The organism is Pseudomonas sp. TE3728 (genome assembly GCF_056279145.1).
This window is the reverse complement of record NZ_JBWBQT010000001.1, coordinates 4,570,096-4,596,898: the sequence shown is the minus strand read 5'-3', so window position 1 is coordinate 4,596,898 and position 26,803 is coordinate 4,570,096. Positions and strand designations below refer to the sequence as shown.

Annotated in this window: 20 protein-coding genes and 1 pseudogene; 3 read left to right on the top strand and 18 right to left on the bottom strand. The window is 60.3% G+C overall.

The window, feature by feature from the left end; genetic code table 11:
* Positions 1 to 233: 233 nt before the first annotated feature.
* The 12 genes from hutG to hutC all read right to left on the bottom strand — a co-directional run bounded on the left by hutG (position 234) and on the right by hutC (position 15,119).
* On the bottom strand, positions 234 to 1,037 hold the full coding sequence (gene hutG / locus ACZ89R_RS20155; RefSeq protein WP_429544799.1) for an N-formylglutamate deformylase: 804 nt from the start codon (positions 1,035 to 1,037) through the stop codon (positions 234 to 236).
* A gap of 10 nt (positions 1,038 to 1,047) precedes the next feature.
* Positions 1,048 to 2,253: an imidazolonepropionase gene (gene hutI, locus ACZ89R_RS20150; protein ID WP_429544800.1), complete on the bottom strand. Its 1,206-nt coding sequence runs from the start codon at positions 2,251 to 2,253 to the stop codon at positions 1,048 to 1,050.
* Positions 2,254 to 2,269: 16 nt separating this feature from the next.
* Entirely contained in the window at positions 2,270 to 3,679 is a 1,410-nt protein-coding gene (locus tag ACZ89R_RS20145) for an amino acid permease (RefSeq protein WP_429544801.1), read from the bottom strand.
* A 137-nt stretch (positions 3,680 to 3,816) separates the two neighbouring features.
* A complete protein-coding gene (hutH, locus tag ACZ89R_RS20140) occupies positions 3,817 to 5,349 on the bottom strand; it encodes a histidine ammonia-lyase (protein ID WP_429544802.1) in 1,533 nt (510 codons plus the stop codon).
* Positions 5,350 to 5,478: 129 nt separating this feature from the next.
* Complete coding sequence (gene hutH, locus ACZ89R_RS20135; protein WP_429544803.1) at positions 5,479 to 7,002, bottom strand: histidine ammonia-lyase; 1,524 nt, start codon at positions 7,000 to 7,002, stop codon at positions 5,479 to 5,481.
* Between the two features lie 157 nt (positions 7,003 to 7,159).
* Positions 7,160 to 7,990 (bottom strand): quaternary amine ABC transporter ATP-binding protein, encoded by an 831-nt coding sequence (locus ACZ89R_RS20130; protein WP_007907824.1) that lies wholly within the window; start codon positions 7,988 to 7,990, stop codon positions 7,160 to 7,162.
* Entirely contained in the window at positions 7,987 to 8,838 is an 852-nt protein-coding gene (locus tag ACZ89R_RS20125) for an ABC transporter permease (protein ID WP_429544804.1), read from the bottom strand. Before ACZ89R_RS20125 ends, ACZ89R_RS20130 begins: the two co-directional genes overlap by 4 nt.
* A gap of 190 nt (positions 8,839 to 9,028) precedes the next feature.
* Positions 9,029 to 9,997 (bottom strand): ABC transporter substrate-binding protein, encoded by a 969-nt coding sequence (locus ACZ89R_RS20120; protein ID WP_123500000.1) that lies wholly within the window; start codon positions 9,995 to 9,997, stop codon positions 9,029 to 9,031.
* A 68-nt stretch (positions 9,998 to 10,065) separates the two neighbouring features.
* The gene (locus tag ACZ89R_RS20115) at positions 10,066 to 11,538 is read right to left on the bottom strand and encodes a purine-cytosine permease family protein (protein WP_429544805.1); all 1,473 of its coding nucleotides are present in this window, start codon (positions 11,536 to 11,538) and stop codon (positions 10,066 to 10,068) included.
* A gap of 172 nt (positions 11,539 to 11,710) precedes the next feature.
* The gene (gene hutU, locus ACZ89R_RS20110; RefSeq protein ID WP_038978575.1) at positions 11,711 to 13,399 is read right to left on the bottom strand and encodes a urocanate hydratase; all 1,689 of its coding nucleotides are present in this window, start codon (positions 13,397 to 13,399) and stop codon (positions 11,711 to 11,713) included.
* A 471-nt stretch (positions 13,400 to 13,870) separates the two neighbouring features.
* Positions 13,871 to 14,440: a HutD/Ves family protein gene (locus ACZ89R_RS20105; RefSeq protein ID WP_429544806.1), complete on the bottom strand. Its 570-nt coding sequence runs from the start codon at positions 14,438 to 14,440 to the stop codon at positions 13,871 to 13,873.
* Positions 14,441 to 14,450: 10 nt separating this feature from the next.
* Positions 14,451 to 15,119 carry a histidine utilization repressor gene (gene hutC / locus ACZ89R_RS20100; protein ID WP_232252242.1) on the bottom strand — a complete coding sequence of 223 codons (669 nt, stop codon included), beginning with the start codon at positions 15,117 to 15,119 and terminating at the stop codon, positions 14,451 to 14,453.
* Positions 15,120 to 15,319: 200 nt separating this feature from the next.
* Here hutC and ACZ89R_RS20095 point away from each other — a divergent pair, with 200 nt between their 5' ends.
* On the top strand, positions 15,320 to 16,684 hold the full coding sequence (locus tag ACZ89R_RS20095) for a formimidoylglutamate deiminase (protein ID WP_429544807.1): 1,365 nt from the start codon (positions 15,320 to 15,322) through the stop codon (positions 16,682 to 16,684).
* A 124-nt stretch (positions 16,685 to 16,808) separates the two neighbouring features.
* On the opposite strand, the gene ACZ89R_RS20090 is transcribed toward ACZ89R_RS20095, so the two are convergent.
* Positions 16,809 to 17,378, bottom strand: coding sequence for a lipocalin family protein (locus ACZ89R_RS20090; RefSeq protein ID WP_429430066.1), 570 nt, complete (start codon positions 17,376 to 17,378; stop codon positions 16,809 to 16,811).
* 33 nt (positions 17,379 to 17,411) lie between these two features.
* Positions 17,412 to 17,666, bottom strand: a complete 255-nt coding sequence (locus tag ACZ89R_RS20085) for a hypothetical protein (protein WP_007907841.1) — start codon at positions 17,664 to 17,666, stop codon at positions 17,412 to 17,414.
* Positions 17,667 to 17,945: 279 nt separating this feature from the next.
* On the opposite strand from ACZ89R_RS20085, the pseudogene ACZ89R_RS20080 reads away from it, so the two are divergent.
* Together ACZ89R_RS20080 and ACZ89R_RS20075 are read left to right on the top strand one after the other, a co-directional pair.
* Positions 17,946 to 18,980, top strand: a pseudogene (locus ACZ89R_RS20080) (HAMP domain-containing protein); the annotation flags it as partial.
* 93 nt (positions 18,981 to 19,073) lie between these two features.
* Entirely contained in the window at positions 19,074 to 19,838 is a 765-nt protein-coding gene (locus tag ACZ89R_RS20075; RefSeq protein WP_370694726.1) for a methyl-accepting chemotaxis protein, read from the top strand.
* Between the two features lie 121 nt (positions 19,839 to 19,959).
* Here the strand turns inward: ACZ89R_RS20075 and ACZ89R_RS20070 are convergent, their stop codons facing one another.
* From ACZ89R_RS20070 to ACZ89R_RS20055, 4 genes are all read right to left on the bottom strand, one after another.
* Complete coding sequence (locus tag ACZ89R_RS20070) at positions 19,960 to 20,562, bottom strand: DUF924 family protein (protein WP_429544808.1); 603 nt, start codon at positions 20,560 to 20,562, stop codon at positions 19,960 to 19,962.
* Between the two features lie 3 nt (positions 20,563 to 20,565).
* Positions 20,566 to 21,576, bottom strand: a complete 1,011-nt coding sequence (locus ACZ89R_RS20065; protein ID WP_063341843.1) for a class 1 fructose-bisphosphatase — start codon at positions 21,574 to 21,576, stop codon at positions 20,566 to 20,568.
* A 263-nt stretch (positions 21,577 to 21,839) separates the two neighbouring features.
* Positions 21,840 to 23,207 carry a DUF3999 domain-containing protein gene (locus tag ACZ89R_RS20060; protein ID WP_429544809.1) on the bottom strand — a complete coding sequence of 456 codons (1,368 nt, stop codon included), beginning with the start codon at positions 23,205 to 23,207 and terminating at the stop codon, positions 21,840 to 21,842.
* Positions 23,204 to 26,791: a DUF2339 domain-containing protein gene (locus ACZ89R_RS20055; protein ID WP_429544810.1), complete on the bottom strand. Its 3,588-nt coding sequence runs from the start codon at positions 26,789 to 26,791 to the stop codon at positions 23,204 to 23,206. Before ACZ89R_RS20055 ends, ACZ89R_RS20060 begins: the two co-directional genes overlap by 4 nt.
* Between the last annotated feature and the right edge of the window lie 12 nt (positions 26,792 to 26,803).

The following is a 26,803-nucleotide window of genomic DNA, read 5'->3' as shown; positions in this document are numbered from 1 at the left end:
GTTCTCGGCGGCAGCGGATTATTGTCGGGCCGGTGTCTTCATGCACCGTGCCCAGAACATTACGCAGCGTCGAGAGGCTAAAAGCGAACTGTGGCGACCGAGATTTGCACAGTGGCGACAGCTCGAAAAGATCGCAGCCTTCGGCAGCTCCTACAGGACCGTATTCCAATGCAGGTTATGCGCGCACCGAAAACCCGATGTAGGAGCTGCCGCAGGCTGCGATCTTTTGATCCTTATGCTTTGTAGTGTTCCTGCCCCCACGCCAGCAACCCTTGCAGCAATTCCCTGAGCACCACTTGCGTCGGCGCCGCCAAATCCGGGCGATAACGGAATGGCTCGAACTCTTCCATGTATGTGCACTGGCCTAATTCCAGTTGCACGGCATGGGTGTTCTCGGCCGGGTTGCCGTAATGCCGGGTGATGTGCCCGCCCTTGAAGCGACCGTTCAGCACATGGCTGTAATCGCCGTGCCGTGCGCAGATGGCTTCCAGTTGGCTGGCCAATTGTGGATCGCAACTGGCGCCGTTGAAGGTGCCGAGGTTGAAGTCCGGCAGTTTGCCGTCGAACAGGTGCGGGATGATCGAGCGGATCGAGTGTGCATCGAACAGCAGCGCGTAGCCGAATTCGGCTTTCAGTCGCGCCAGCTCTTCCTGCAAGGTGCGATGGTATGGCGTCCAGATGTGCTCCAGATAAGTCGCCCGCTCTGCAGCCGATGGCTCCATGCCCTCACGGAACAATGGAATACCGTCGAACAACGTCGCGGGGTACAAACCAGTGGTGGCGCCGACATATAAGGGCTTGTCATCGGACGGTCGGTTCAGATCGATGACAAATCGCGAGTACTCGGCGGCGAGCGTGCTGGCGCCCAGCTCGGCGGCGAATTCGTAAAGCCTGGGGATGTGCCAGTCGGTGTCCGGCAGGCTTTTCGCGTCAGGAATCAACCCGGCTTCGACCGCCGGGGTCAGGCGCAGGCCGGCGTGGGGCATGCTGATCAGCAGCGGTACGCGACCTTGTTTGAAGTTCAGAACCTTATCCACAACTGCTCTCCTAAACGCTTGTTTCGACGCCGTGATGGACGACGCGTTTTTCCAGGTCGCCGCCCAGCCAGTACGACAGGTCGGCTGGTCGATCAATCTGCCAGGCGACGAAGTCTGCGACTTTGCCGGCTTCCAGCGAACCGTGAGTCTCGGCCATGCCCAGCGCGGCGGCGGCATGAATCGTTGCGCCAGCCAGGGCCTCTTCCGGGGTCATGCGCAAACAGGTGCAGGCCATGTTCAACATCAAGCGCAACGACAGCGCCGGCGAAGTGCCAGGATTGAGATCGCTGGCGATGGCCATTTTTACGCCGTGTTTGCGCAGGGCTTCCATCGGCGGCAATTGGGTTTCCCGCAGGAAGTAGAACGCGCCGGGCAGCAACACCGCGACCGTGCCGGACTTGGCCATGGCGATGGCGTCGTCTTCGGTCATGAATTCCAGATGATCGGCGGATAATGCGTGGTAACGCGCCGCCAGGCTCGAACCGTGCAGCGACGACAATTGCTCGGCATGCAGCTTCACCGGCAAACCGAGGTTCTGCGCGGCGACGAAAACCCGTTCGACCTGTTCCGGCGAAAACCCCAGGTATTCACAGAAAGCGTCCACTGCATCCACTAGCCCTTCGGCAGCCAGGGCCGGGAGCATTTCAGTGCAGATGTGATCGATGTAAGCATCGGCGCGGTCTGTGTATTCCGGCGGCAAGGCGTGGGCGGCCAGGCAGGTGCTGCGCACGCTGACTGGCAGCTCGGCGCCGAGACGACGAACGACCCGAAGCATCTTGCGTTCGTTAGCCAGGTCCAGGCCATAACCGGACTTGATTTCAATGCTGGTGACGCCATCGCGCATCAGGCTTTTCAGACGCTTGGCGGCGCTGGCGAACAACTCGTCTTCGCTGGCAGCTCGGGTGGCGCGCACGGTGCTGGCGATACCGCCGCCGGCCGCTGCAATTTCCGCATAGCTGACGCCTTGCAGACGCTGCTCGAATTCACCGCTGCGGTTGCCACCGAACACCGTGTGAGTGTGGCAGTCGATCAGGCCCGGCGTCACCCAGGCCCCGTTAAGATCATTGACTGCCGGGTACTCGCCCGACGGCAGTTCGCCGCGCGGACCAATCCACTCAATGTGCGCTCCTGACGTCACGATGGCCGCATCCTCGATGATCGAGTAGACGCCTTGCGCCATGGTTGCGACGTGGCAGTGTTGCCAGAGAGTTTTCATCCTGGCCTCCGTTAGGTTATCGATGAGAAAAATCAGGGTCCCGTGCCACCAATGCTGCCTGGCCTGCCGCCGGTTTCACCCAGGTCAGGTAGGCCAGCACCAGCAACACGATCCAGACCACGCCGACGATCAGCGCTGCCTGGGTGTCCGGGAAATAGCCCAGCACGCCGAAAATGAACAGCATGAAGGCAATCGCCGCCATTGGCGCATAGGGCCAGAACGGCACCGGGAACTTCAGTTGTGCGACCTGCTCGGCGCTCATGGAACGACGCATCGCCACCTGGGTGAACAGAATCATCAGCCAGACCCACACCGTGGCAAAGGTCGCGACGGAGGCGATTAACAGAAAGACGTTTTCCGGAATCAGGTAATTCAGCAGCACGCCCAACAGCAACGCGACGCTCATCACCACCACTGTCAGCCACGGCACACCATTGCGCGACAAGCGGGCAAAGCCTTTGGGGGCGTGCCCTTGCTGAGCCAGGCCATACATCATGCGACCCGCGCCGAAGATGTCACTGTTGATGGCCGATACCGCCGCCGAGATCACCACGATATTGAGGATGGTCGCCGCCGAGCTGATACCCAGGTTGTCGAAAATCTGCACGAATGGGCTGCCTTGGCTGCCGATCTGCTGCCACGGAAAGATCGACATCAGCACCAGCATCGTCAGCACGTAGAACAACAAAATACGCAACGGTACGGCATTGATCGCCCTAGGCAGCACGCGCTGTGGGTCTTTGGCCTCACCAGCCGTTACGCCGATGATTTCAATGCCGCCAAACGCAAACATCACCACGGCAAACGAAGCGATCAGGCCACCCACGCCGTTGGGCATGAAGCCGCCATGGCTCCAGAGATTGCTGATGTCAGTCGCCTGGGCACCAGGGGCCGTGCTGATGCCGAACAGCATGATGCCGAAGCCACCGAGGATCATCGCGACGATGGCCGCGACCTTGAGCAGCGACAACCAGAACTCCATTTCGCCAAAGACTTTGACGTTACACAGGTTCAAGCCGCCGACCACCGAAACGATGCCCAGGACCCAGATCCAGCGATCGACTTCCGGAAACCAGAAGCCCATGTAGATACCGAACGCGGTGACGTCGGCCATGCCGACGATGACCATTTCAAACGCGTAGGTCCAACCGAGGATGAAGCCCGCCATCGGCCCAAGATAGGTGCTGGCGTACTGGCCGAATGAGCCGGCCACCGGGTTGTGCACCGCCATCTCGCCGAGGGCGCGCATGACCATGAACACCGCCGCGCCACCGATCAGGTAAGCGAGCAGTACCGCCGGCCCGGCCATTTGAATGGCCGAAGCAGAACCGTAGAACAGCCCGGTGCCGATCGCCGACCCCAGCGCCATGAAGCGAATATGTCGGGCAGAGAGCCCGCGTTTGAGTCCTTTTGTTTGCTGTTGCATTGCTCGTCCCTAATTATTTTTATTCGACGCCAAACCGAATCACCTCCTGTAGGAGCTGTCGAGTGCAACGAGGCTGCGATCTTTTAAAAAGCAAGATCAGAAGATCGCAGCCTGCGGCAGCTCCTACATTGGAACCATTACAGGCTAGGCAGCAACTTCGCCACGACCAGCTCGTTCAGGCAACGCGTGGCCAACAACTCGCTCGCCGCGTTAATGTCTGGAGCAAAGAAGCGATCCTTCTCATAGAACGGCACTTCTTTGCGCAGGATCGCCCGCACCTGTTCCAGTTTCGGCGAGGTCTTCAGGCCATTGCGCAGGTCCAGGCCCTGAACCGCCGCCAGCCATTCAACCGCCAGAACACCGCGAGTGTTCTCGGCCATTTCCCACAGACGCTTGCCCGCCGCCGGAGCCATCGACACATGGTCTTCCTGGTTGGCCGACGTTGGCAGACTGTCCACCGAGTGCGGATGAGACAGCGCCTTGTTCTCGCTGGCCAATGCCGCCGCAGTCACCTGGGCGATCATGAAGCCGGAGTTCACGCCGCCATTGGCCACCAGGAATGGCGGCAGTTGCGACATGTGCTTGTCCATCATCAGCGAGATGCGGCGCTCGCTCAGGGAGCCGATTTCGGCGATGGCCAGGGCCATGTTGTCGGCGGCCATGGCCACCGGTTCGGCGTGGAAGTTACCACCGGAGATCACATCGCCTTCAGCGGCGAACACCAGCGGGTTGTCGGAAACGGCGTTGGCTTCGATGGCCAACACTTCGGCAGCCTGACGGAACTGGGTCAGGCAGGCGCCCATGACTTGCGGCTGGCAGCGCAGGGAGTACGGGTCCTGGACCTTTTCGCAGTTCTGGTGCGAGTCGGACACTTCGCTGCGCTCGCCCAGCAGATCGCGGTAAGCGGCAGCGGCATCGATCTGGCCTTTCTGGCCACGAGCGGCGTGGATGCGGGCGTCGAACGGCGAGCGCGAGCCCAATACCGCTTCAACCGTCATGCCACCAATAGCCAGGGCGCCAGCGAACAGGTCTTCACCTTCGAACAGACCACGCAACGCGTAAGCGGTGGACACCTGAGTACCGTTGAGCAGCGCCAGACCTTCTTTGGCAGCCAGGGTCAACGGGGTCAGACCGGCGACTTTCAGCGCTTCGGTGGCTTCCATCCACTCGCCTTTGTAGCGCGCCTTGCCTTCGCCCAGCAGCACCAGCGACATGTGCGCCAAGGGCGCCAAGTCACCGGACGCACCCACCGAACCTTTCAATGGAATGTGCGGGTAAACCTCGGCATTGATCAGGGCGATCAGTGCATCGATTACCACGCGACGGATACCCGAGAAGCCACGGCTCAGGCTGTTGACCTTGAGCACCATGACCAAGCGAACCAGTGCGTCGCTGATCGGCTCGCCGACACCGGCGGCGTGGGACAGCACCAGCGAACGCTGGAGGTTTTCCAGGTCTTCGCTGGCGATACGGGTCGAAGCCAGCAGGCCGAAACCGGTGTTGATGCCATAAGCGGTGCGGTTCTCGGCGAGGATCTGTTCCACGCAGGCAACGCTGGCTTCGATCTGGGCCGAGGCACTGTTGTCGAGGGTGACTTTGACCGGGTGCTGATAAACATCACGCAGTTGGGCAAGGCTCAGTTGGCCGGGAATAAGATTTAACGCAGTCATTTCATGCTCCTTTTGAGAGTTTTATTCTTCATAAATGAAGAGGACTCACCAGACGCTCCGGAGATGTCCGTTGTCCGTCGCGTCTCGCCTTCTGGGGAGCCGCGCCTTGGCACGCTGGTGTGGTGGAAATCAGTTCAGGTTCGGTAAAGCCTTGTGCAGCAAAATCGGGTCTTTCAATACGCTGGCAGCAGCGGCGATGTCCGGTGCCAGCCAGCGGTCCTGGTCGTAGGCCGGAACCCGCTCACGCAGCAGACGCCACGCCGTATCGGTGCCAGCGCCAAAGCGTTGCTCTTTGAGGAACTCAAAAGCCTGGGACGCCAGCAAATATTCAATGGCGAGGATCTGCGTGCAGTTTTCCAACGCGCGATGCAGCTTCAGCGCCGCGTTGGTGCCCATGCTCAAGTGGTCTTCCTGCAAGCCCGAGGTGACGTAGTTGTCGAGCACCGCCGGTTGCGCCAACTGGCGATTTTCCGCACACAGGGACGCGGCAACGTACTGGACGATCATCATCCCGGAATTCACCCCGGGATTGGCCACCAGAAACGCCGGCAGACCGCTGACGTGCGGGTTGATCAAGCGGTCCAGCCGACGCTCGGCGATGGAGCCGATTTCGGCCATGGCGATCGCCAGCAAATCCGCCGCCAATGCCACTGACTGACCGTGCGGGTTGGCTTGGGACACCACCCGGAAGTTGTCCGGCGTGCCCAGCAGCATCGGGTTGTCGGTGACAGAGTTGAGTTCGGTTTCGATCTGCTGTTTCGCGTGTTCAAGTTGATCGCGAGCGGCGCCGTGGACTTGCGGGATCGAGCGGATGCTCAACGCATCTTGAGTGCGAATGCCTTTGCTGCTGGCAATCACTTCACTGCCATCAAGCAATGCCCGCAAGTTGATGCCAACTTGTTGCATGCCCGGGTGAGGCTTGAGTGCGATGATCTCGGCATCGAACGCGGCGATCTGACCGCGCTGGGCTTCGAAGCTCATGGCACCGATCACATCGGCCCACTGCACCAGACGCGTCGCATCGGCAATTGCCAGACAGCTGAGACCGGTCATGCATGGCGTGCCGTTGACCAGGCACAAACCATCTTTGGCGCCGAGCTGAACCGGCTGCAGACCTTCCTCGCTCAAGGCCTGCTGCGCGGAAACGATCTGCCCGCGATAGCTGACATTGCCGACACCCAGCAGCGTGATTCCGATGTGGGCCATGTGGGTCAGGTAGCCCACCGAACCTTGGGACGGTACTTGCGGGGTGATGCCGCGATTGAGCAGTGCCAACAGGGCTTCGACCACCCGGCGATGAATGCCGGATTTGCCATGGCTATAGTTGCGAATAGCGGCGCAGATGATTGCGCGGGTCTGTTCGTCGGCCAATGGCGCGCCGACGCCACAGGCGTGACTGAGCAAGGTGTTGCGCGACAGTTGGCTGAGTTGTTCGCCTTTGAGCGAGACGTTGCACAAGGCACCCAGGCCGGTGTTGACGCCGTAGGCACGCTCGCCGCTGGCGACGATGCGCTGGACGATCGCCTGGGCGTTCTCGATCCGCGCCCAGATCTGGGGCGACAGCTCGAGCTGCGCGCCGTGACGAGCGACTGCGACCACATCCTGCCAGCGCAACGGGGCGTCGCCGATAACGATTTTTTCAGCCTGGGACATCTGGAGCCTCATACAAAATTCATGGACGTATGACACCTGTGGCGAGGGAGCTTGCTCCCGCTGGGCTGCGAAGCAGCCCCAAAAATCTTGCGACCGCTTCGCGCTCGAGCGGGAGCAAGCTCCCTCGCCACAAAAGCAGTCTCACCACCCTTCAACTTCAAACCACCGCAGCCCGCCGCTGTACGAACCGGTCCACATACTCATCCGCCGGCGAATGCAGGATCTCTCGTGGTGTGCCGACCTGAATCAGCCGGCCATCCTTGAGGATCGCGATGCGGTTGCCGATGCGCACGGCCTCGTCGAGGTCGTGGGTGATGAAGACGATGGTCTTGTGCAGGGTCTTTTGCAGTTCCAGCAACTGATCCTGCATTTCGGCGCGGATCAGCGGGTCGAGGGCGCTGAAGGCTTCGTCCATCAAGATGATGTCGGTGTCCGCCGCCAGGGCGCGCGCCAGGCCCACACGCTGGCGCATACCGCCAGACAGCTGATGCGGGTATTTGTTTTCGTAGCCCTTCAGGCCCACGGTGTTGATCCAGTGCAGCGCGCGCTCGGCGCACATCTGCTTGCTCTCGCCACGCACTTTCAAGCCGTAGGCGACGTTATCCAGCACGGTCTTGTGCGGCAGCAGGCCGAAGCTCTGGAACACCATGCTGATCTTGTGCCGGCGAAATTCGCGCAGGGCTTCCATGTCGTATTGCAGGATGTCCACGCCGTCCACCAGGATCGCGCCGCTGGTAGGGTCGATCAGGCGATTGAAGTGGCGCACCAGGGTCGACTTGCCGGAACCCGACAGGCCCATGATCACGAAGATCTCGCCGGTGCCGATGCTCAGCGACAGGTCGTTCACGCCGACCACACAACCGGTTTCGGCCAAGACCTGGTCCTTGGTCTTTTTCTGGCGAATCATTTCCAGCGCGTCTTTGGAACGGTTGCCGAAAATCTTGAAGACGTTCTTGACTTCAATCTTGCTGATGGCTTCGTTGCTCATTTGCTCACCTCATGCCGTGGCCGACCATACGCCTGAGTAATGCGGTCGATGACCACTGCCAGAATCACGATCGCCAGACCGGCTTCAAGGCCACGTCCGACGTTGAGGGTCTGAATCCCCACCAACACATCTTCACCCAAGCCACGGGCACCGATCATCGAGGCGATTACCACCATCGACAGGGCCATCATGGTGGTCTGGTTGATCCCGGCCATGATGCTCGGCAGGGCCAGCGGCAGTTGCACGCCAAACAGTTGCTGCCAACGATTGGCGCCGAAGGCGTTGATCGCTTCCATCACTTCACCGTCGACCTGACGAATACCCAGATCGGTCAGGCGGATCAGCGGCGGCGCGGCGTAGATCACTGTGGCGAAAATCGCCGGGACCTTGCCCAGGCCAAACAGCATCAATACCGGGATCAGGTACACGAAACTCGGCATGGTCTGCATGATGTCCAGCAGCGGCATCAGCACCGAACGCAGGCGATTGCTGCGTGCCGAGAGAATACCCAGCGGAATGCCGATCAGCACCGAGATGACCGTCGCTACCATCATCAGAGCCAGGGTCTGCATCAGCTTGTCCCAGAGGCCGACTGCTCCCACCAGGAACAGCAGACCGACGATGACCGACGTGGTCACGACTTTGCGGGTCGCGTGCCAGGCAACGCCCCCCACAATCGCCAGCATCAGCCACCAGGGCGCCGCACGCAGCAGACCTTCGAGATTGACGATGGCCCACAGCAGGGTGTCGGAGATGCTGCGAAACACATCGCCGTAGTTGGTGACCAGCGAATCGACCCAACTGTTGACCCAGTCGGCGATGGAAAAGGTAAAGCTTTCGGGAAACATAAGAGACTCTCAATCAAGGGCTTTTCAGCACCGCTGCGGTGCTGAAAAGCTTGCCCTTATAAACAAGCTGTTTGAAAACGTAGCGAGCGAAGGCAAGACAAGGCGAAAGCAGGCGAGAAAGCGGAGTTGACTTTAGTCAATGAGCATTTCGAGTCTGCTTTCAACGCAGTATTGCCGAGCGCAGTAGTTTTCAAAGTGCAGCGTCGATCTTTTTGGCTGCGTCTTCGCTCACCCATGCGTGCCAGACTTCAGGATGTTCCTTCAAGAAGATCTTGGCCAGTTTTGGCGATTCGATCCGCTCTTTGGCCATGCGCCCGAGGTTCTGATTCAGCAGGTCGATCGGCAGGTTGACCTTTTCCAGCACAGCCACCAGTTCCGGGGCTTGCTCGTGGAAGGTCTTGGACAGGCCGACCTTGATGGTCACGCTCTTGTCCACGCCTGGCTTTTCTTCGAGTTTGACCAGGTCAACCTGACCCATCAGCGGGGTTGGCGACCAGTAGTAGAACAGGATCGGCTCGCCACGCTTGTAGCTCGACAGCACCGCCGCATCCAGCGCCGGGCCGGTGCCTGGGCGGAAGTTGGTGTAGGTGCTTTCCAGACCATAGCTTTTGAGCATTTCGCTGTTGTCCAGCTCACAGGTCCAGCCGGCCGGGCAGTTGTAGAAACGGCCCTTGGATGGCTCTTCCTGATCCTTGAACACGGCAGCGTATTTGCCCAGATCGGCGATCGCTTTCAGGTCCGGGGCTTTTGGCTCCAGCTTGCGCTTGGCATCGCCTTCGATCACGTAACGCGGCACGTACCAGCCTTCGATGGCGCCAACGACCGGAGCGCCGACACCGATAACCTTGCCGGCCTTCTCGGCCTTGTTCCAGACTTCGCTACGACCGACCCACTCTTCGGCAAACACTTGAATGTCGTTGCTGCTCAGGGCGTTTTCCATGGTGATGGAGTTGCCTGGCAGGCTGTCAGTCTTGCAGTCGTAGCCTTTCTCCAAGACGATTTGCATCACGTCGGTCAGCAGCATGCCGCTTTCCCAGTTCAGGCCGGCGAATTTCACCGGTTTGCCCGATTCGCACCAGCCAGCCGCCTGGGTGGCGCCAGCACTGGCCAGCAGGCCCATGGAAAGCAATGTGGTCAGCAGGGTCTTGTTCGATTTCATTGTTTGACGCTCCTAATCATGAGTTGGCTTACGGCAGTCAAGAGGCATCCAGCCCTGTCCACGTCCAATCAGGCCTGCGCAGCAGCGCGACCGGCCCCGCTTGTTTCAGGTTGTACATCGCTGTCCTGCTCGACCGGCAGAATCAGGTGATCGGGTACTGCGCTGTGCCATTTTTTCGCGCACACGTAATACAGGCCTGCGGGAAGCACCAGACCGATGATCCAGGAAATATCCACACCACCCAGAGCGTCCACCAGCGGACCGGTATAGAACTTGGTAGCGATGAACGGCAGTTGCACCAGCACACCGAAGACATAGACGCTGATACCGAGCGGGTTCCAACGGCCGTAGCGACCGTTCGGATCGGCCAGCGCCGGCACGTCATAGCGCTCGCGAGTGATGCAGTAGTAGTCCACCAGGTTGATCGCGCTCCATGGTGTGAAAAAAGCCAGCAAAAAGAGAATGAAGGACTTGAACGCACCGAGGAACGAGTGCTGACCGAGCAACGCGATCAGGGTCGCAGTGCCAACGATGACCAGCACGAAGACCAGACGCTGCAAGCGCGTTACCCGCAGGTCTCCACGGAAACCGCTGATGATGGTCGCAATGCACATGAAGCTGCCGTAGGAGTTCAGCGTGGAGATGGTGACCTTGCCGAACGCGATGCTGAAGTACAGCAGCGCAGCAGTGGCACCGCTGCCGCTCAAGCCAACGATGTAAGCCACTTCGTGGCCGGCGAATTGCCCGTTGGCCATGGCGGCGGCAAACACACCGAGGATCATCGCCACCTGTGCGCCAATGACCGAACCGGCGCCTGCGGCGAAAAAAGTCTTCACCGAGGAAATCTTGCTCGGCAGGTAGCGTGAGTAGTCAGCCACGTAGGGGCCGAAGGCGATCTGCCAGGACGCCGCGAGCGATACCGCGAGCAGAAAGCTGCTCCAGCTGAAATGGCGGATTTGCAGGAGTGCGCCAACGTCAGTCTGGCTCATCAGGCGACTGAACAGGTAAACGAAGGCAATCACGCCAATGACGCTGGCGACACGGCCGATGAAATGGATCACCCGGTAACCGAGCACCGTGACCAGCACGATGACACTGGCGAAGATGAGGATCCCGATGCTGTCGCTGACGCCAAACAACTGGCCCAGCGCCTGGCCGGAAAGCACGGTGCCCGTTGCGGTGAAGCCCAAGTACATCAGGCACACCAGCACGATCGGGATGGCTGCGCCATACACGCCGAACTGTACCCGGCTGGAGATCATCTGCGGCAGGCCAAGCTTGGGCCCTTGCGCCGCATGCAGCGCCATTACACCACCGCCGAGCAGTTGACCGATCAACAGACCAATCAACGACCAAAACACATCACCGCCCAGCACCACGGCCAGGGCCCCGGTGACAATCGCGGTGATTTGCAGGTTGGCACCCATCCACAGGGTGAACTGGCTCAACAGACGACCGTGTCTCTCCGCTTCCGGGATGTAGTCGATCGAACGTTTCTCGATCAACGGTTTACTGCCTGCACGATCGTCATTAACAGCCATGATTCAACCTCTGTGGATTGTTATTCGATGTTGGTTGTATCTGCATAGAAACTGGTAGGAGCTGGTAGGAGCTGTCGAGTGAAACGAGGCTGCGATCTTTTGATCTTGATCTTCGGCGCCAATAACGACGCCAAAAGATCGCAGCCTGCGGCAGCTACTACAGGGTTCCGCGTTATTTACCGGTAATCATCGGCAGGTTCAGACCCTGCTCCTTGGCGCAATCGATCGCGATCTGGTAACCCGCATCGGCGTGACGCATGACACCGGTAGCCGGGTCGTTATGCAGCACGCGAGCGATACGCTCGGCCGCTTCGTCCGTACCGTCGCAGACAATCACCATGCCCGAGTGCTGGGAGAAGCCCATGCCGACGCCGCCGCCGTGATGCAGGGAAACCCAGGTCGCACCGCTCGCGGTGTTGAGCAGAGCGTTGAGCAGTGGCCAGTCGGACACGGCGTCGGAACCGTCCTGCATCGATTCGGTTTCGCGGTTAGGGCTGGCAACAGAGCCGGAGTCCAGGTGATCGCGACCGATCACGATTGGCGCGGACAATTCACCGCTGCGCACCATTTCGTTGAACGCCAGACCCAGCTTGGCGCGCAGACCCAGACCAACCCAGCAGATACGTGCCGGCAGCCCCTGGAAGCTGATGCGCTCGCGCGCCATGTCCAACCAGTTGTGCAGGTGGGCGTCGTCCGGGATCAGTTCTTTTACTTTGGCGTCGGTCTTGTAGATGTCCTGCGGATCGCCCGACAGCGCAGCCCAACGGAACGGGCCGATGCCGCGGCAGAACAGCGGACGGATGTAAGCCGGTACGAAGCCTGGGAAGTCGAACGCGTTTTCAACGCCTTCTTCTTGTGCCATCTGACGGATGTTGTTGCCGTAGTCGAAGGTCGGAATACCCATTTTCTGGAATTCGAGCATCGCTTTAACGTGCACGGCCATGGACTGCTTGGCGGCTTTGACCACGGCAGCCGGCTCGGTCTTGGCGCGAGCGCGGTACTCTTCCCAGGTCCAGCCGGCTGGCAGGTAGCCGTTGAGTGGGTCGTGGGCGCTGGTCTGGTCGGTGACCATGTCCGGGCGCACGCCACGCTTGACCAGTTCCGGCAGGATTTCAGCCGCGTTGCCCAGCAGAGCGATGGAAATCGCTTTGCCTTCCTTGGTGTATTTGGCGATGCGGGCCAGCGCGTCGTCGAGGTCGGTGGCTTGCTCATCGACATAACGGCTGTTCAGGCGGAAATCGATGCTGACCTGCTGGCATTCGATGTTCAGCGAGCAAGCACCGGCCAGTGTTGCAGCCAGAGGCTGAGCGCCGCCCATGCCGCCGAGGCCTGCGGTCAGGACCCAACGACCTTTCAGGTCATCGTTGTAGTGTTGGCGACCGGCTTCGACGAAAGTTTCGTAGGTGCCTTGAACGATGCCCTGGCTGCCGATGTAGATCCAGCTACCAGCGGTCATCTGGCCGTACATGGCCAGGCCTTTGGCGTCGAGTTCATTGAAGTGTTCCCAGCTCGCCCAGTGTGGCACCAGGTTGGAGTTGGCGATCAGTACACGCGGGGCGTTGCTGTGGGTCTTGAACACGCCGACCGGCTTGCCGGATTGCACCAGCAGGGTCTCGTCGTCGTTCAGGTTGGTCAGGCTTTCGACGATCTTGTCGTAGCATTCCCAATTACGTGCCGCACGACCGATGCCACCGTAAACCACCAGTTCTTTAGGGTTCTCGGCGACTTCCGGGTCGAGGTTGTTCATCAGCATGCGCAGCGGCGCTTCAGTCAGCCAGCTTTTGGCGGTCAGCTTGTTACCGCGTGCGGCACGGATTTCTACATTGCGGTATTTAGTAGGTTTCTGGGTATTGTCAGTCACGAAAAAGACTCCTCAGCGATCAATCCAAACCAACCCTGGCGGTGGGCAAGCCAGCCTGTGCGCGTCAACGCGACACAAGCGAATCAGTGGACGTTGCGAGGAGTCTCGAATCGACTCATACGCATACGTCTTTACTTGTACATACAAGCATATGCAATCGAGCGGCCAACTTCTTGGATGGGTGTTCAAGAAAAGTTTTGAAAATGGCTGGAGAGCGCCTGAATCAAGGGTTCTGGCGAAGATGAAATTTTTCTGGGGGATTTTGCGAGGGGCGTGGCTGTTGTTACTTGAGTGTGGTTTTGCGCCACGCTGGGGCGTTCGGTAACAAGTTGGTGCGCGATGGGAAATGCTGAAAAGCAAAAGATCGCAGCCTCCGGCAGCTCCTACATTGATCATGCACACCACAAATTTTGCGGATGAACATCAAACTGTAGGAGCTGCCGAAGGCTGCGATATTTTGAGAATTTTTGATCAGCGTGCAGTCAGTTCGATCACACAGCACGGGCCATTGCTGGAGACTTCCAGCAGGCCGGTGTTACCGTCGAGTTGCAGGCAATCATGGCGACCGAGCTGTGAAGTGCTGTTACCGACTTTCACTTCAAGCTCGTCGGTGACACTGAACACGAGCACGGTACCCGCCGAGCTGAAAAACCGCTGCTCGCCGTCCAGCCACTGCAACCGCGCGCTGTAACGCTGCGGTGCATAAATCAGGTTGAAGTCGCGGATCGGCCCACCGAGCAATGTGCAGGAAACCTGGCTCTCGCCGCTGAAAGCAAAGGGGTCCAGTGGTAACAATGGCCGAGTGTCCTGACCATCAACCCGCAAGGTCATGCCGTCGCCTTGCAGCACGGTGATCACCCGCTCATAGCCGGCAAAGGTGGAAAACCCGCCCGACTCTCCTATGTCGGCAATGGACAGCCGCCAGCCGAAACCCTCAAGGCCAGCACCTCCATCCCGGGTGATTTCTTCAGTGCTGCCGCCGCCGTTTTTCCACGGCATGCGCGGGTAATCTGCTGCGCGTAAAACTTTCAACTGGCTCATTTATGGCTCTTTATTTATGGAACCGTCCTTCCAGACGATGACGGGAACCGGGGTGGATCAAGCGGGCGGCGGTCACTGGCTGACGGCCGGACCAGGTGCGGCGACGAATCAGCAGGCACGGCTCGCCCTTTTCAATCTGCAGCAATTTGCATTCAGACGGCTCGGCAAGAATCGCTTCGACCACGTGCTCGCCTTCGGTCAGCGGCGCAACCTGATTCAGATAGGCGTAAGGCGTTTGCAGGGTGAAGTCTTGCTTGAGGTACTCCGGCGCCACCAGCGCGTTGACGAAACGGTCTTCGATTTGCACCGGAATATCGTTTTCGAAATGCACGATCAGCGAGTGGAACACTTTCTGCCCTTCGCGCATGTCCAGCGCCAGGGCGCGCTCGGAACCGGCGGCCTCTTCTTCGAGAGTGATCACCTTGCACGTATGGCGATGGCCACGGGAGGCAATTTCGTCGGCGATGTTGTGCACTTCAAACAGGGCGGACTGGCTTTTCGGTTCGGCGACGAACGTTCCGACGCCTTGCATACGCACCAACAGGCCATCGGCGGTCATCTCGCGCAGGGCGCGGTTGATGGTCATGCGGCTGAAACCCAGCTGGCTGACCAACTCGCTTTCCGACGGAACGCGGTAGTGCGGCGGCCAGTTTCCACTGTCGATTTGCTGGGTGATCATCTGTTTGACGCGGGCGTACAAGGGCGCCGGACTGTCGCCCAGATTGGCGCTCAGATTGGCATTCGGCGGCAATGTGGCAGAGGGAGTCGGCACGGTTAATCCTTGTTCATCTGTTAGAAGTTGCTAGCTTGCCGGAGTTTACCGAGCAGGCAAACGTCTGTATATGTATATACAAATAACACACGATGGGGTGCTGAACCATGTCCGCCTTCTTTGCCGAACGCGCGCTGCTGCCTAGTGGATGGGCCAACAATGTACGTCTTGAGGTCAGCGCCAATGGCGTGCTGACCCATATCCAGGCCGATTCTCACGCAGATGACGCCGAACGGCTGAGCGGTCCGCTACTACCGGGGATGCCGAATTTGCACTCCCACGCCTTCCAGCGGGCCATGGCCGGGTTGGCGGAAGTGGCGGGCAATCCGAATGACAGTTTCTGGACCTGGCGCGATTTGATGTACCGGCTCGTCGGAAAAATCAGCCCGGACCAACTTGGCATCATCGCGCGTCAGCTGTACATCGAAATGCTCAAGGCCGGTTACACCTCGGTCGCGGAATTTCATTACGTACACCACGACACCAACGGCCAACCGTACGCAGACCCGGCCGAACTGGCGCTGCGCATCAGCCAGGCCGCCAGCTTCGCCGGTATCGGGCTGACCTTGCTGCCAGTGCTCTACAGCCACTCCGGTTTTGGTGGCCAGGCCCCGAACGAAGGTCAGCGCCGCTTTATCAACAGCACTGAAAACTACCTCAAACTTCAATCGCGCTTGCAGCCGATCCTGGCGCAGCAACCGGCGCAGTCGCTGGGATTGTGTTTCCACTCGTTGCGCGCGGTCACCCCGCAGCAGATCAGCGAAGTGCTGGCGGCCAGTGACCAGCAGTGCCCGGTACACATTCACATTGCCGAACAGCAGAAAGAAGTCGACGACTGCCTGAGCTGGAGCGGTCGCCGTCCGCTGCAATGGCTGTACGAAAACACCGAAGTCGATCAGCGCTGGTGCCTGGTCCACGCGACCCACGCCAACCCGGAAGAAGTCACGCTCATGGCCCAGAGCCGCGCCATCGCGGGTCTATGCCTGACCACCGAAGCCAACCTGGGCGACGGGATTTTTCCGGCGGTGGATTTCCTGGCGCAGGGCGGGCGCATGGGCATCGGTTCCGACAGCCATGTGTCGTTAAGCGTGGTGGAAGAATTGCGCTGGCTGGAGTACGGCCAGCGTCTGCGCGATCAGCGGCGAAATCGTTTGTATGGCGCCGATCAGCCGATGGTCGGCCGCACACTGTACGACGCCGCGCTGGATGGCGGTGCCCAGGCGCTGGGGCAACCGATTGGCGCCCTGGAAGTCGGCAAGCGTGCGGATTGGTTGGTACTGGACGGTAACGATCCGTACCTGGCGACGGCCAGTGGCGACGGGATTCTCAATCGTTGGCTGTTTGCCGGTGGTGACCGTCAGGTGCGGGATGTGCTGGTCAACGGCCAGTGGGTTGTGCGTGACGGGCGGCATGCCGGGGAAGAAGAAAGCAATCGGGCGTTTACCCAGGTTCTGCGCGAACTGCTCGGTTAACCGAAAAAACAAAAGATCGCAGCCTTCGGCAGCTCCTGCATTGATCCGGTTGGTCGCAATAATGCGGATCAACACGGACTCTGTAGGAGCTGCCGCAGGCTGCGATCTTTTTTCGGTTGCGCCGCTAGTTGGAAGTCTTGGCCATCTGCGAATCCGACGCACGCCAGATCAGTCGCGTCGTGTCATAACCCTGCTGACGCGCCTTGCTCAGCAGTTCTTCTCGCACGACACCATTGACCGTCGGGGTGCGTGACAACAGCCAGAGGTGACGGCGGCTCGGGTCGCCGACAATCGCGGTCTTGTAATCATCGCTGACGTACAACACCCAGTACTCCCCCTTCGCCACACCCGGGATCAGTCGCGAGAACCAGGTATCGAACTCGACCCACAGCTTGTCGGCCTTGCCGGGTACTTGTGGATAAGCCGTGCCTTTGGCCTCTTCCCATTGCCAGTCCGACGTCAGGCAGCGGTTCAACACCGCCATGTCACCGTCAGGCTTGAGGGTGTAATGGGCCTCGGATTGCGCGCAGTTGCGCTGGAAATACATCGGCAGCCGCGCCAGCTCGTACCAGGTTCCCTGGTAACGCTTGAGGTTGACCGTGTTGACGGTCTTGGGTGCCAATGGATCTACGCCAGAAGTGGCGCAGCCGGCCAATACCAGGCCGGCAAAAAGAACGATCAGTAACCGCTTCATTATTCTTTTCTCCCGTGGGCGAATAGCCCCGGTTTACTTCAGGCCTTGGCCAGAAAACATCAGCACTTTGTCACCGGCATACTGCACGCTGATAAAGCTGTTTTTGTCACCCCAGGTGCAACTGGACATGCCGAGTGCGCCCGAGCAATCAGTCGGTTTGCCCAGCAAGGTCTCAACCTCGGCCTTGGGCATGCCGGTCGACAGCTTCGAATAATTTTCCTGATTGATCTTGCCGCACGCTGCCAACAACACGCAGAACGAGAGCAAGGCGATAGATCGCAGCGACATGGTGTAACTCCTGGGGCGTAGGGAATGGCATGGCTGCCAAGCTGAAGCTTAGAAGAGAAAACCCCTCTCTGGTTCCCTGACCCTGCGGCTATTTGTTCGGCCATCCGTCTGCCCTTTACGATAAATCAGCCACTTTTTCGCGCCGTTGAGTATTTCGTCGGTTTTCCCGCAGGCCGCCTAATCTTTGGTGCCGGCCAGTCGACATAGAAGCAGTGTAAAGCCTTCCACTGTGGCAAATTGACACCCCTTGTTGACCAGCCCTTCGCGGTAGCTCATTTAATGACCAGAAACATGAAATTCAGCCACAAAATCCTGTTGGCCGCCGCCCTTGTGGTGGCCGTTGCATTCGCCTGTTTCATCCTGTTCAACGATTACCGCCAGCGGCAGACTCTGCGCAGCAGTACCGAGTCCTCGATGCAGGAACTCGGCAGCCTGACCACCAGCAACATTCAGACCTGGCTGGAAAGCCGCATTCAATTGCTGCAATCGCTGGCCCAGCAAATCGCCGTGGACGGCAGCGCCCAGGCCAATCTCAAGCGCGCCATCGATCTGCCGGCCTACACCGGCAACTTCCAGCTGAGTTACTTCGGAGGCACCGATGGCGTGATGTTCTCGGTCCCGGCCGGCAATCGCGCCGCGGACTACGACCCGCGCGCCCGTGGCTGGTACAAGGCGGCCAACAACGCGCAACAGACCATCGTCACCGAACCCTACATTGCGGCATCGTCGGGCAAACTGGTGATTACCGTTGCCACGCCGGTGAAGCACCAGAATCAAATGATTGGCGTCGCCGGTGCAGACATTGATCTGTCCAGCGTCAGCGCGATCATCAACTCGCTGAACTTCGGCGGTCATGGCCATGCGTTTATCGTCAGCGCCGATGGCAAGATCCTGATCCACCCGGACAGCAAACTGGTGCTCAAGAACCTGGCTGACGCGTACCCCAACGGGGCGCCGAAAATCAGCCCGGGCCTGAAGGAAGTCGAACTGGACGGCAAAACCCGGTTCATCTCCTTCACTCACGTCAACGGCGTGCCGTCTGCAGACTGGTACGTGGCGCTGGTGCTGGATAAAGACACCGCGTTCTCGATGCTCAGCGAATTCCGCACCTCGGCGATCATCGCCATGGTCATCGCAGTGGTGATCATCATCGCGCTGCTGAGCATGTTGATCCGTGTGCTGATGCAACCGCTGCTGACCATGGGCCGCGCCATGCATGACATCGCCGAGGGCGAAGGTGACCTGACCAAGCGCCTGACCATTCACGGCCAGGATGAATTCGGCGCATTGGGCATTTCGTTCAACCGTTTTGTAGAACGTATTCATACCTCGATCCGCGAAGTGTCCTCGGCCACCGGCCAGGTCAACGAAGTCGCCTTGCGCGTAGTAGCTGCATCGAACTCATCGATGTTCAACTCCGATCAGCAAGCCTCACGCACCAGCAGCGTGGCTGCAGCCATCAACGAATTGGGTGCCGCCGCCCAGGAAATCGCCCAGAACGCCGCCCTCGCCTCGCAACATTCGAGCGACGCCCGTGCCTTGGCCGAAGACGGTCAGCAAGTGGTGGATAAAACCATCGCAGCCATGCAGCAGCTATCGGCAAAAATCAGTGATTCCTGCGGCAACATCGAAACCCTGAACAGCAACACAGTGAACATCGGCCAGATTCTGGAAGTGATCACCAGCATCTCGCAGCAAACCAACCTGCTGGCGCTCAACGCGGCCATCGAAGCGGCCCGTGCCGGTGAAGCCGGCCGTGGTTTTGCCGTGGTTGCCGATGAGGTGCGCAACCTCGCCCACCGCACTCAGGATTCGGCGCAGCAAGTGCAGAAGATGATCGAAGAACTGCAAGTCGGCGCCCGGGAAGCGGTCAGCACCATGACCGACAGCCAGCGCCAGAGCGAAAGCAGCGTCGGCATCGCCAACCAGGCTGGCGAGCGCCTGGGCAGCGTGACGCAGCGCATCGGTGAGATCGACGGAATGAACCAGTCCGTGGCCACCGCGACCGAGGAGCAAACCGCTGTGGTGGAGTCGATCAACGTCGACATCACCGAGATCAACACGTTGAACCAGGAAGGTGTGGAGAACTTGCAGTCGACTTTGCGTGCGTGCGCTGACCTTGAGCAGCAGGCGGCGCGGTTGAAGCAGTTGGTAGGTAGTTTCAGGATCTAATGAGTTGATCGTTCCCACGCTCTGCGTGGGAATGCCTCAACGGACGCTCCGCGTTCGGCTCTGGAAGGGACGCGGAGCGTCCCGGGCTGCATTCCCACGCGGAGCGTGGGAACGATCAAAGCTAGAAGCGGGATCCGGGGCCTGAAAGAAACTCCAGCTCCTCAGCCGTAGATTCACGCCCCAACACCGCATTGCGATGGGGAAACCGTCCAAACCGCGCAATGATCTTCTGATGTCGCTCGGCATAATCCAGGTTGTCGGCAAACACCGCCCGATCCGCCTCCGGTTGCTGTTCAACCAGATCCAGAAACCGCGAAACCGCTTCGTTCTGCACCGCCAGATTTTCGCAGTGCTCAAACACCAGATAGATAAACACCCGCTGGATCGGCCGCAGTTGCCGATCGAAATCCGCAGCAATGCCTTGCGCTACCAGTGCCTGAGCCCTGAGATCGCCGGAAAAGGATTTGGGGGTATCGCGAAAGATCATTCGCGGAAGTTGATCGAGTAGCAGCACCAAGGCCAGCCAACCTTCAGGGTGTTGCACCCATTCGGTCAAACCGCCGGCCAGTGCCTGCTCGACCAGGTTCCCGAAACGCGTCCGCGCTTCGAGGTCCTGGCTGTCGCGCTTGCCGAACCATAACTTGCCCTTGTCAGCCGCTATTTCGTTGGGTGATTCGAAAGATCCAAACCACCATTCGAGTAACGGCTGCCAGGGCGCAGTCATGGTTTATTCCTTGTGGTAAGCCGTGACGCGGGCAACTTCTTCTTTCGAACCGAGGAACACCGCAACACGCTGGTGCAAGCCTTCCGGCTGGATGTCGAGGATGCGCTGGTGGCCATCGGTGGAAGCGCCGCCAGCCTGTTCAACGAGGAACGACATCGGGTTGGCTTCGTACATCAGACGCAGTTTGCCCGGCTTCGACGGCTCACGGCTGTCGCGTGGGTACATGAACAGACCGCCGCGGGTCAGGATGCGGTGCACGTCCGCGACCATCGCCGCGACCCAGCGCATGTTGTAATTCTTTTTCAACGGGCCTTCTTCGCCAGCCAGCAATTCGCTGACGTAGCGTTGTACCGGAGCTTCCCAGTGCCGCTGGTTGGACGCGTTGATCGCGAACTCCTGAGTGGACTCCGGGATCTTGATGTCTTCATGGGTCAGCACGAAGCTGCCCATTTCGCGGTCCAGGGTGAAGCCTTTCACACCGTCGCCCAGGGTCAGGATCAACATGGTCTGTGGACCATAGATGGCATAACCGGCGGCCACTTGCTGGGTACCTGGCTGCAGGAAAGCCTTTTCATTCAAGGGCTCGTTCTGGCTCAGGTATTCGTTCGGGCAACGCAGTACCGAGAAGATGGTGCCGACCGGCGCGTTGATGTCGATGTTCGACGAACCGTCCAGTGGGTCAAATACCAGCAGGTACGCGCCTTTCGGGTATTTGCCTGGGATCTGGTAGGCGTTGTCCATTTCTTCGGACGCCATGCCGGCCAGGTGACCGCCCCACTCGTTGGCTTCGAGCAGGATTTCGTTGGAGATCACGTCGAGTTTCTTCTGCACTTCGCCCTGGACGTTTTCAGTGCCCATGCTGCCCAGGACGCCACCCAGGGCGCCTTTGGAGACGGCGTGGTTGATTTCCTTGCAGGCACGCGCCACCACTTCGATCAGGAAGCGCAGATCGGCAGGAGTGTTGTTGCTACGGGTCTGCTCAATCAAATAGCGACTCAAGGTAACGCGGGACATGGACGGCTCCGGTGGAATGGGGGGGCTAAAAACCCGCGCAGTTTAACGCGAGTCGGGGCGCATTTCCTCCTATCAGACGTGATACACCCAATAGAGTTCATGTGCGGGGTTGAGCGTAGTTCGAAATGGGGCCGTGATTGGCGGCAGGTTTCAATATTTTTGGTGGCCGGAAGGACGCCTTCGCGGGCAAGCCTCGCTCCTACAGGTAATCCACCAATCCTGTGGGAGCGAGGCTTGCCCGCGATCTGGCGCGAAACGCCAGCCTAGGATTTGACGGGTGGCTTGCGCAGCAAGCTGAACGCCATGGCCCCCAAAAACAGCACACTGAGCAACAGCACCGCCCACAACCCGAATTTCTTCCAGTTCGTGTCCGCCACCGCAGGCACGGTCGCCGCCGGAGTCACCACGACCCCACCCTCCACGGTCGCCTTGCCCAACGCCGCCAGCTTCGCAGCGCTGTAATCGGGAATCAGCGTCGATAATGGCAAGTTCGCCGCCTTCACCGTCGCACTCCCCAACGCCAGCGTATAAGGCCCGGCCCCGCGCGCCAGGAACACCAGTTGCGTGGAGCGCACGGCAAACCGCACGGTCGGCGCTTCGGCGCCCAGGCCTCCGCCGCGCTCATCCACCGTCAGCTTCAATTGCTGCACGGTCTGGCCCGGCAGCTGCAATTCGTTCTGTACCACGTCCTGGCCATTCTGGGTCAAGCGGTAGAGCAAACCGCTGGTCAGCGTTTGCCACGGCAGGCTGGTTTCCCGACGACCCGACAACGTCACCGGTGCCAGGCTGTTGGGCTGATTCAGCTCGATCTGCAAGCGCTGGACATTCAACCCCATCGGCAATTGCCAGATGTACTCACCGGCCTTCACGCTGGTGCCAGCCAACGGTTGTGACCAGACCAACGGCAGCGGCAAGGTGCGAGGGTTGGTGCTTTCCAGTTGCGCCGAAGTCAGCGCTGGCGCCGATTGCGGTGAGCTCCACAGCAAACGCAGATAGCGCGCCGATTGCCCCGGCAGGCCGACTTCATGCTGCTCGACCCGTTCGTCGGCAAACGTCAGACGCGCCACTTGCCCTTCGCCCCACGACTGCCAATGCTGCAAATCGTCGCTGGCTTCGATGCTGAAACGCTGGAAGCCGTCGCGATCGCTGGTCCAATCGAGGATCAATTGCTGTAACGGCGCCTTGATTCGACTGGCATCGAGTAACCAGCCGCGCAGCTCTTCTTCGCCCGCCTCCAACTGGCTGGACGGCTGCACCTCGATCAACGTGCCGTTGGTGTTCGATTGCACGCGCACACTCGGCGCGCGCTCGGTGGCATCCGCCGAGTTGTACAACGGGAACCACTTCACGTCGTGAAGCGTACGGTTTTCGCGGGTCTGCGCGGGTTCTCGGGCCAGCGCATAAGCCTGAGGCTCACCGGCGGCGTTGAACACGCGTAGATCGCTGAGATCGGTTTGCCGCGCTTTCAGTTGCACGCCCAAGGGCAATTCCAGGCGATACCACGGGCCCTCGCCGCTCACCGACAACGGCACCTGCGCGGCAAAGTCCGCCGGTTGTTCCTGCGCGCCGGCCGACAGCGTCACACCCAACACCACAGCCCCCCACCAGCCCAGGTTCAGTTTCTGACTCAAGACGACACTCCTTCGGTTTCAGGGGCCGGTTTTTCAACATCCGGCACAGCTTCGGCACGCTTGGGTGGCAATGGAGCGAAATAGCCCACCACCAACAGCAACACGCCAACGCCAATAAACGACACGATCCGCGCCAGCCCGCCGCGGTTACTCAATTCAACGAAGAACAGCTTGGCGACCACCAACGCGATCAGCGCCGCGCCGATCAGCCAGACTTCGCGGCGATGACGCAGATGCCCACCGATCATCAGACTCAGGGCCATCAGGGTCCAGACGATGGATAGGCCGGCCTGCACCAACATCGACCCAAGCAGCAGATCCAGCGCGTACGGCACGCCGCCCCAGTGGTGAGCCGCGCGCATCACCAGCGCGGTGAAGAAAACGAACAACGAAACCCCGGCAATCACTTGCGTGGCGTTATCGGCGTACTCCTTGCGTATCGCCAATTGCGTCACGGCGGTCCGAGACCAGACGTAAACGCCGAACAGGGCAAACAACAGACCCAGCTCCAGCGGATTAATCAGCGGCACATACGGCAACGGCTCGGCGGTGCCGTCACTGGCGATGTTCGCCAGCCAGAACCAGCCGAGCATCAACAACGCCAGCGGCGCAGCGGCATAAACCCGGTACTCGCGGGGATACTCCGACACCGGCCATGGCCACGCACGCGGCGCGGCCATCAGCACCAGATACAGGCTCGGCAGAATCGCCCAGCCCAGCCAGCGCCAGGCATTGTACTGCTCCGACAACAGCAGCAGACCGTAACGCAGCTCCAGGGCCAATACGCCGATCAACAACCAGCAGCCGAGCACATGGGCGGTGCTCAGGGCTGTTGCGGGCAGCGTCGGCGCCAGACGCCGCAGCGAGATGAAATGCACGACGAACACCGCGATCCAGACCAGCCAGCCGAAGTTGGCGGCCGGGTGATAACGCGAATGCCAGGCCGCGAGCAGCACCAAACCGGCAGCGGGAATCAGCAACGTGCAGAGCAAGCCCAGCGACGACCACTTCAGGCGCAACGCCAATACCGTCCACAACGCGACACTCACGGCGGCGACGGCCAGCAACAAAGTGGCTTGCAGATTCAACGGCGCAAAGCGCAGCACTTCGCTGACCCACGCCAGCGCCCACCAACCCGCGCCCCACACCAGCAATACTTCGGACAAGCGCTGCAGGCTCAACCCATCGAAGGCCGAGGCATGGTTGCCGAGCTGCAAACGCCAGGCCCCGACGAAGGCGGCCAGCCCCAGCACCAGCGGCGTCCAGAAACCGCTGTGCGCCAGCGGTCGCAACCCTTCGCTGAGCAGCGGGCCGAGCAGGTCTGGCCCGGCGAACAGGAACGCCACGCCGCCGATCACCTGCAACAGCAGACCAAAGACAAAACTCACCCGCTGCTTCAGGTACAGGCTCAACCAGATGATGAACAAACCACTGGCGGCCCACACCGCGCTCGCGGTTTGCCACGGCAACACGAACAGCACCGCGAGGTTGATCAGCACCAGACCGGCCAGCAACACCACTGACAAGCCGCGCAGCAAACGCACGTCGCTGCGCACCATTTCGTCGCGGGCCGCCAGCAACATCCCGGCGATCAATGCCAGCCCGATCAGGGACGCGCTGAGCAAACCGCTCCAACCGGCGCTGAACACCGCGGCAGACTCACCGCCCGCCCCTTGCAGCCGCAACAGGAACAACGCACCGCCAAGCAGTTGCACGGCGAACGCGGTGAACAGAAAGGTTCTCGATTGCAGGCGCAGGCCGACGAACAGCGTCGCCAACCCGGCCAGCGCCCAACTGATCGCCGTGCCATGAGTGAAGAAGAACAGCGGCGCCAGCAGATAGAGGAACGTCAGCCCCAGGCAGGCCAGCACCGGCAGCGCTTGGCGCTCCCACTGCGACGCCTGTTCAGGCAACGCTTTGCGTAATTGGTAGAAGCTGAACAGCAGCGCCACGCCGAGCATCAACGCTCCCAGCGGTGCGCCATCGAGCAGGCTGCTCTCACCAGTCCGCAGCTCACTGAGAAAGGCCAGTGCCGAGCCCAGCTGCAGCAGCAAGGCAAAGGCTCGCGCCAGCGGTCGCTGTTGACGCAGGCCGAGCCAGAATATCCCCGCACCTTCCACCGCCCAGGCGGCTGCGGTCCAACGCGCATCGAGCCCCAAGGGAATCGCCAGGCTGGCGAAGATCACGCCAAGTGCCAGACAGGTTTCCGCCAACAACAGCGCTCGACCGCCCATCAGCAACCGGGCCAGCCCCATGTAAATCATGCCCAGTGCCAAGGCGCTGAAGGCGGCGGCAAATTCCAGATGCTCCACCAGCGCGAACTGCAAACCGAAACCCACCAGCGGAGGGGCGAACAGCATCGTGCCGTCGACGTAATCGCCCTTGCGCGCCGACCAGTGCAGCAACGCCTCGCGGCTGTCGTCCTCGGGCGCATCGCTCATTTCCAGCAGTTTGCGCCGGGCGAACAACAGGCCGATGGCCAGGTACATCAGGAAAAACAGAATCAGGAACGGCTCGGTACTCCACAGCAATTCCGGTGTATAGGAACGCAGGCCCCAGGCCAACCCGATGCCGAAGGTGCCGACAAAACCGATCAGGTTAAGCAGCCGCCAGGCCTTGAACCACGCGATGGCGAGGATGCCGGCATTGAGCAAGGCGAAGTAGCTGAACAGCGCGACATGGTTGCCGGCGCCGGTGGAGGTCAGGATCGGCGCGGCGAAACCACCCAGGGCAGCTGCGGCGGCCAAGCCCAAGGCGTTTTGGGTAATGGCGAGAATCGCCGAGAACACTGTGACCACCACCAGCAGCCCCAGTGCAGCCGTGGGGTCGAGCAATGGATGCAGACGCATCGCGGCAAATACGGTCAGGTACAACACCGCGATCCCGGTGCCTTGCAGCATCAACGCGTAATTGCTGTTGCGCAGACGCAGCCACCAGCCCAACGCGAGCAAGCCCAAGGCCGCCGCCGCGACACCGGCGTAACGCAACTCGACCGGCACCACCATGCCCTCGGTGGCATAGCGCAACAGGAAGGCCAGGCCAAGGAACAACAGCACCACGCCAACTCGCAGCACGGTATTGCCGCCGAACAGCCAGTTGCGCGCGCCGCTGATGGCGCGCTCGATGAAGTTCGGGCCGCGAGGCTCAGCCGGTTGCTGTGGTTCGCGGGCAATCGGTTCGGGTTTCCAGGCATCAGCGGGCGGCGGACGACTGGCTTCGGTGGAGGCCGCCGTGATGGGTTCAAATTCAGGCGGCAGCTCCCAGATCAGCTCCGGGGATGCGACAGGCGCTTGTTCAAGAATGATTTCAGGGGATGGAACCGGCTCGCTAGGCGCAGGTTCACTGGCTTCAGGTGTTTTGACGCCCGACACTTCCAGCAATGCCAATCGCTGCTCGACCGCACGCAGCGCAACTTGCGCCTGATCGAGCATGCGTCGCTGCTCGGCGCTTTGAGTGCTCAAGCGGCCGATGCGGATGGCCTGGCCAATACCCAACCCGAGCAAAGCGCCCAACAGCGCATCGCTGAACGACTCGTCGAGTAGCCAGCCCAGCAGCAGCCCAATCAGCATGAACATCCATTGCATGGTCGATATCCC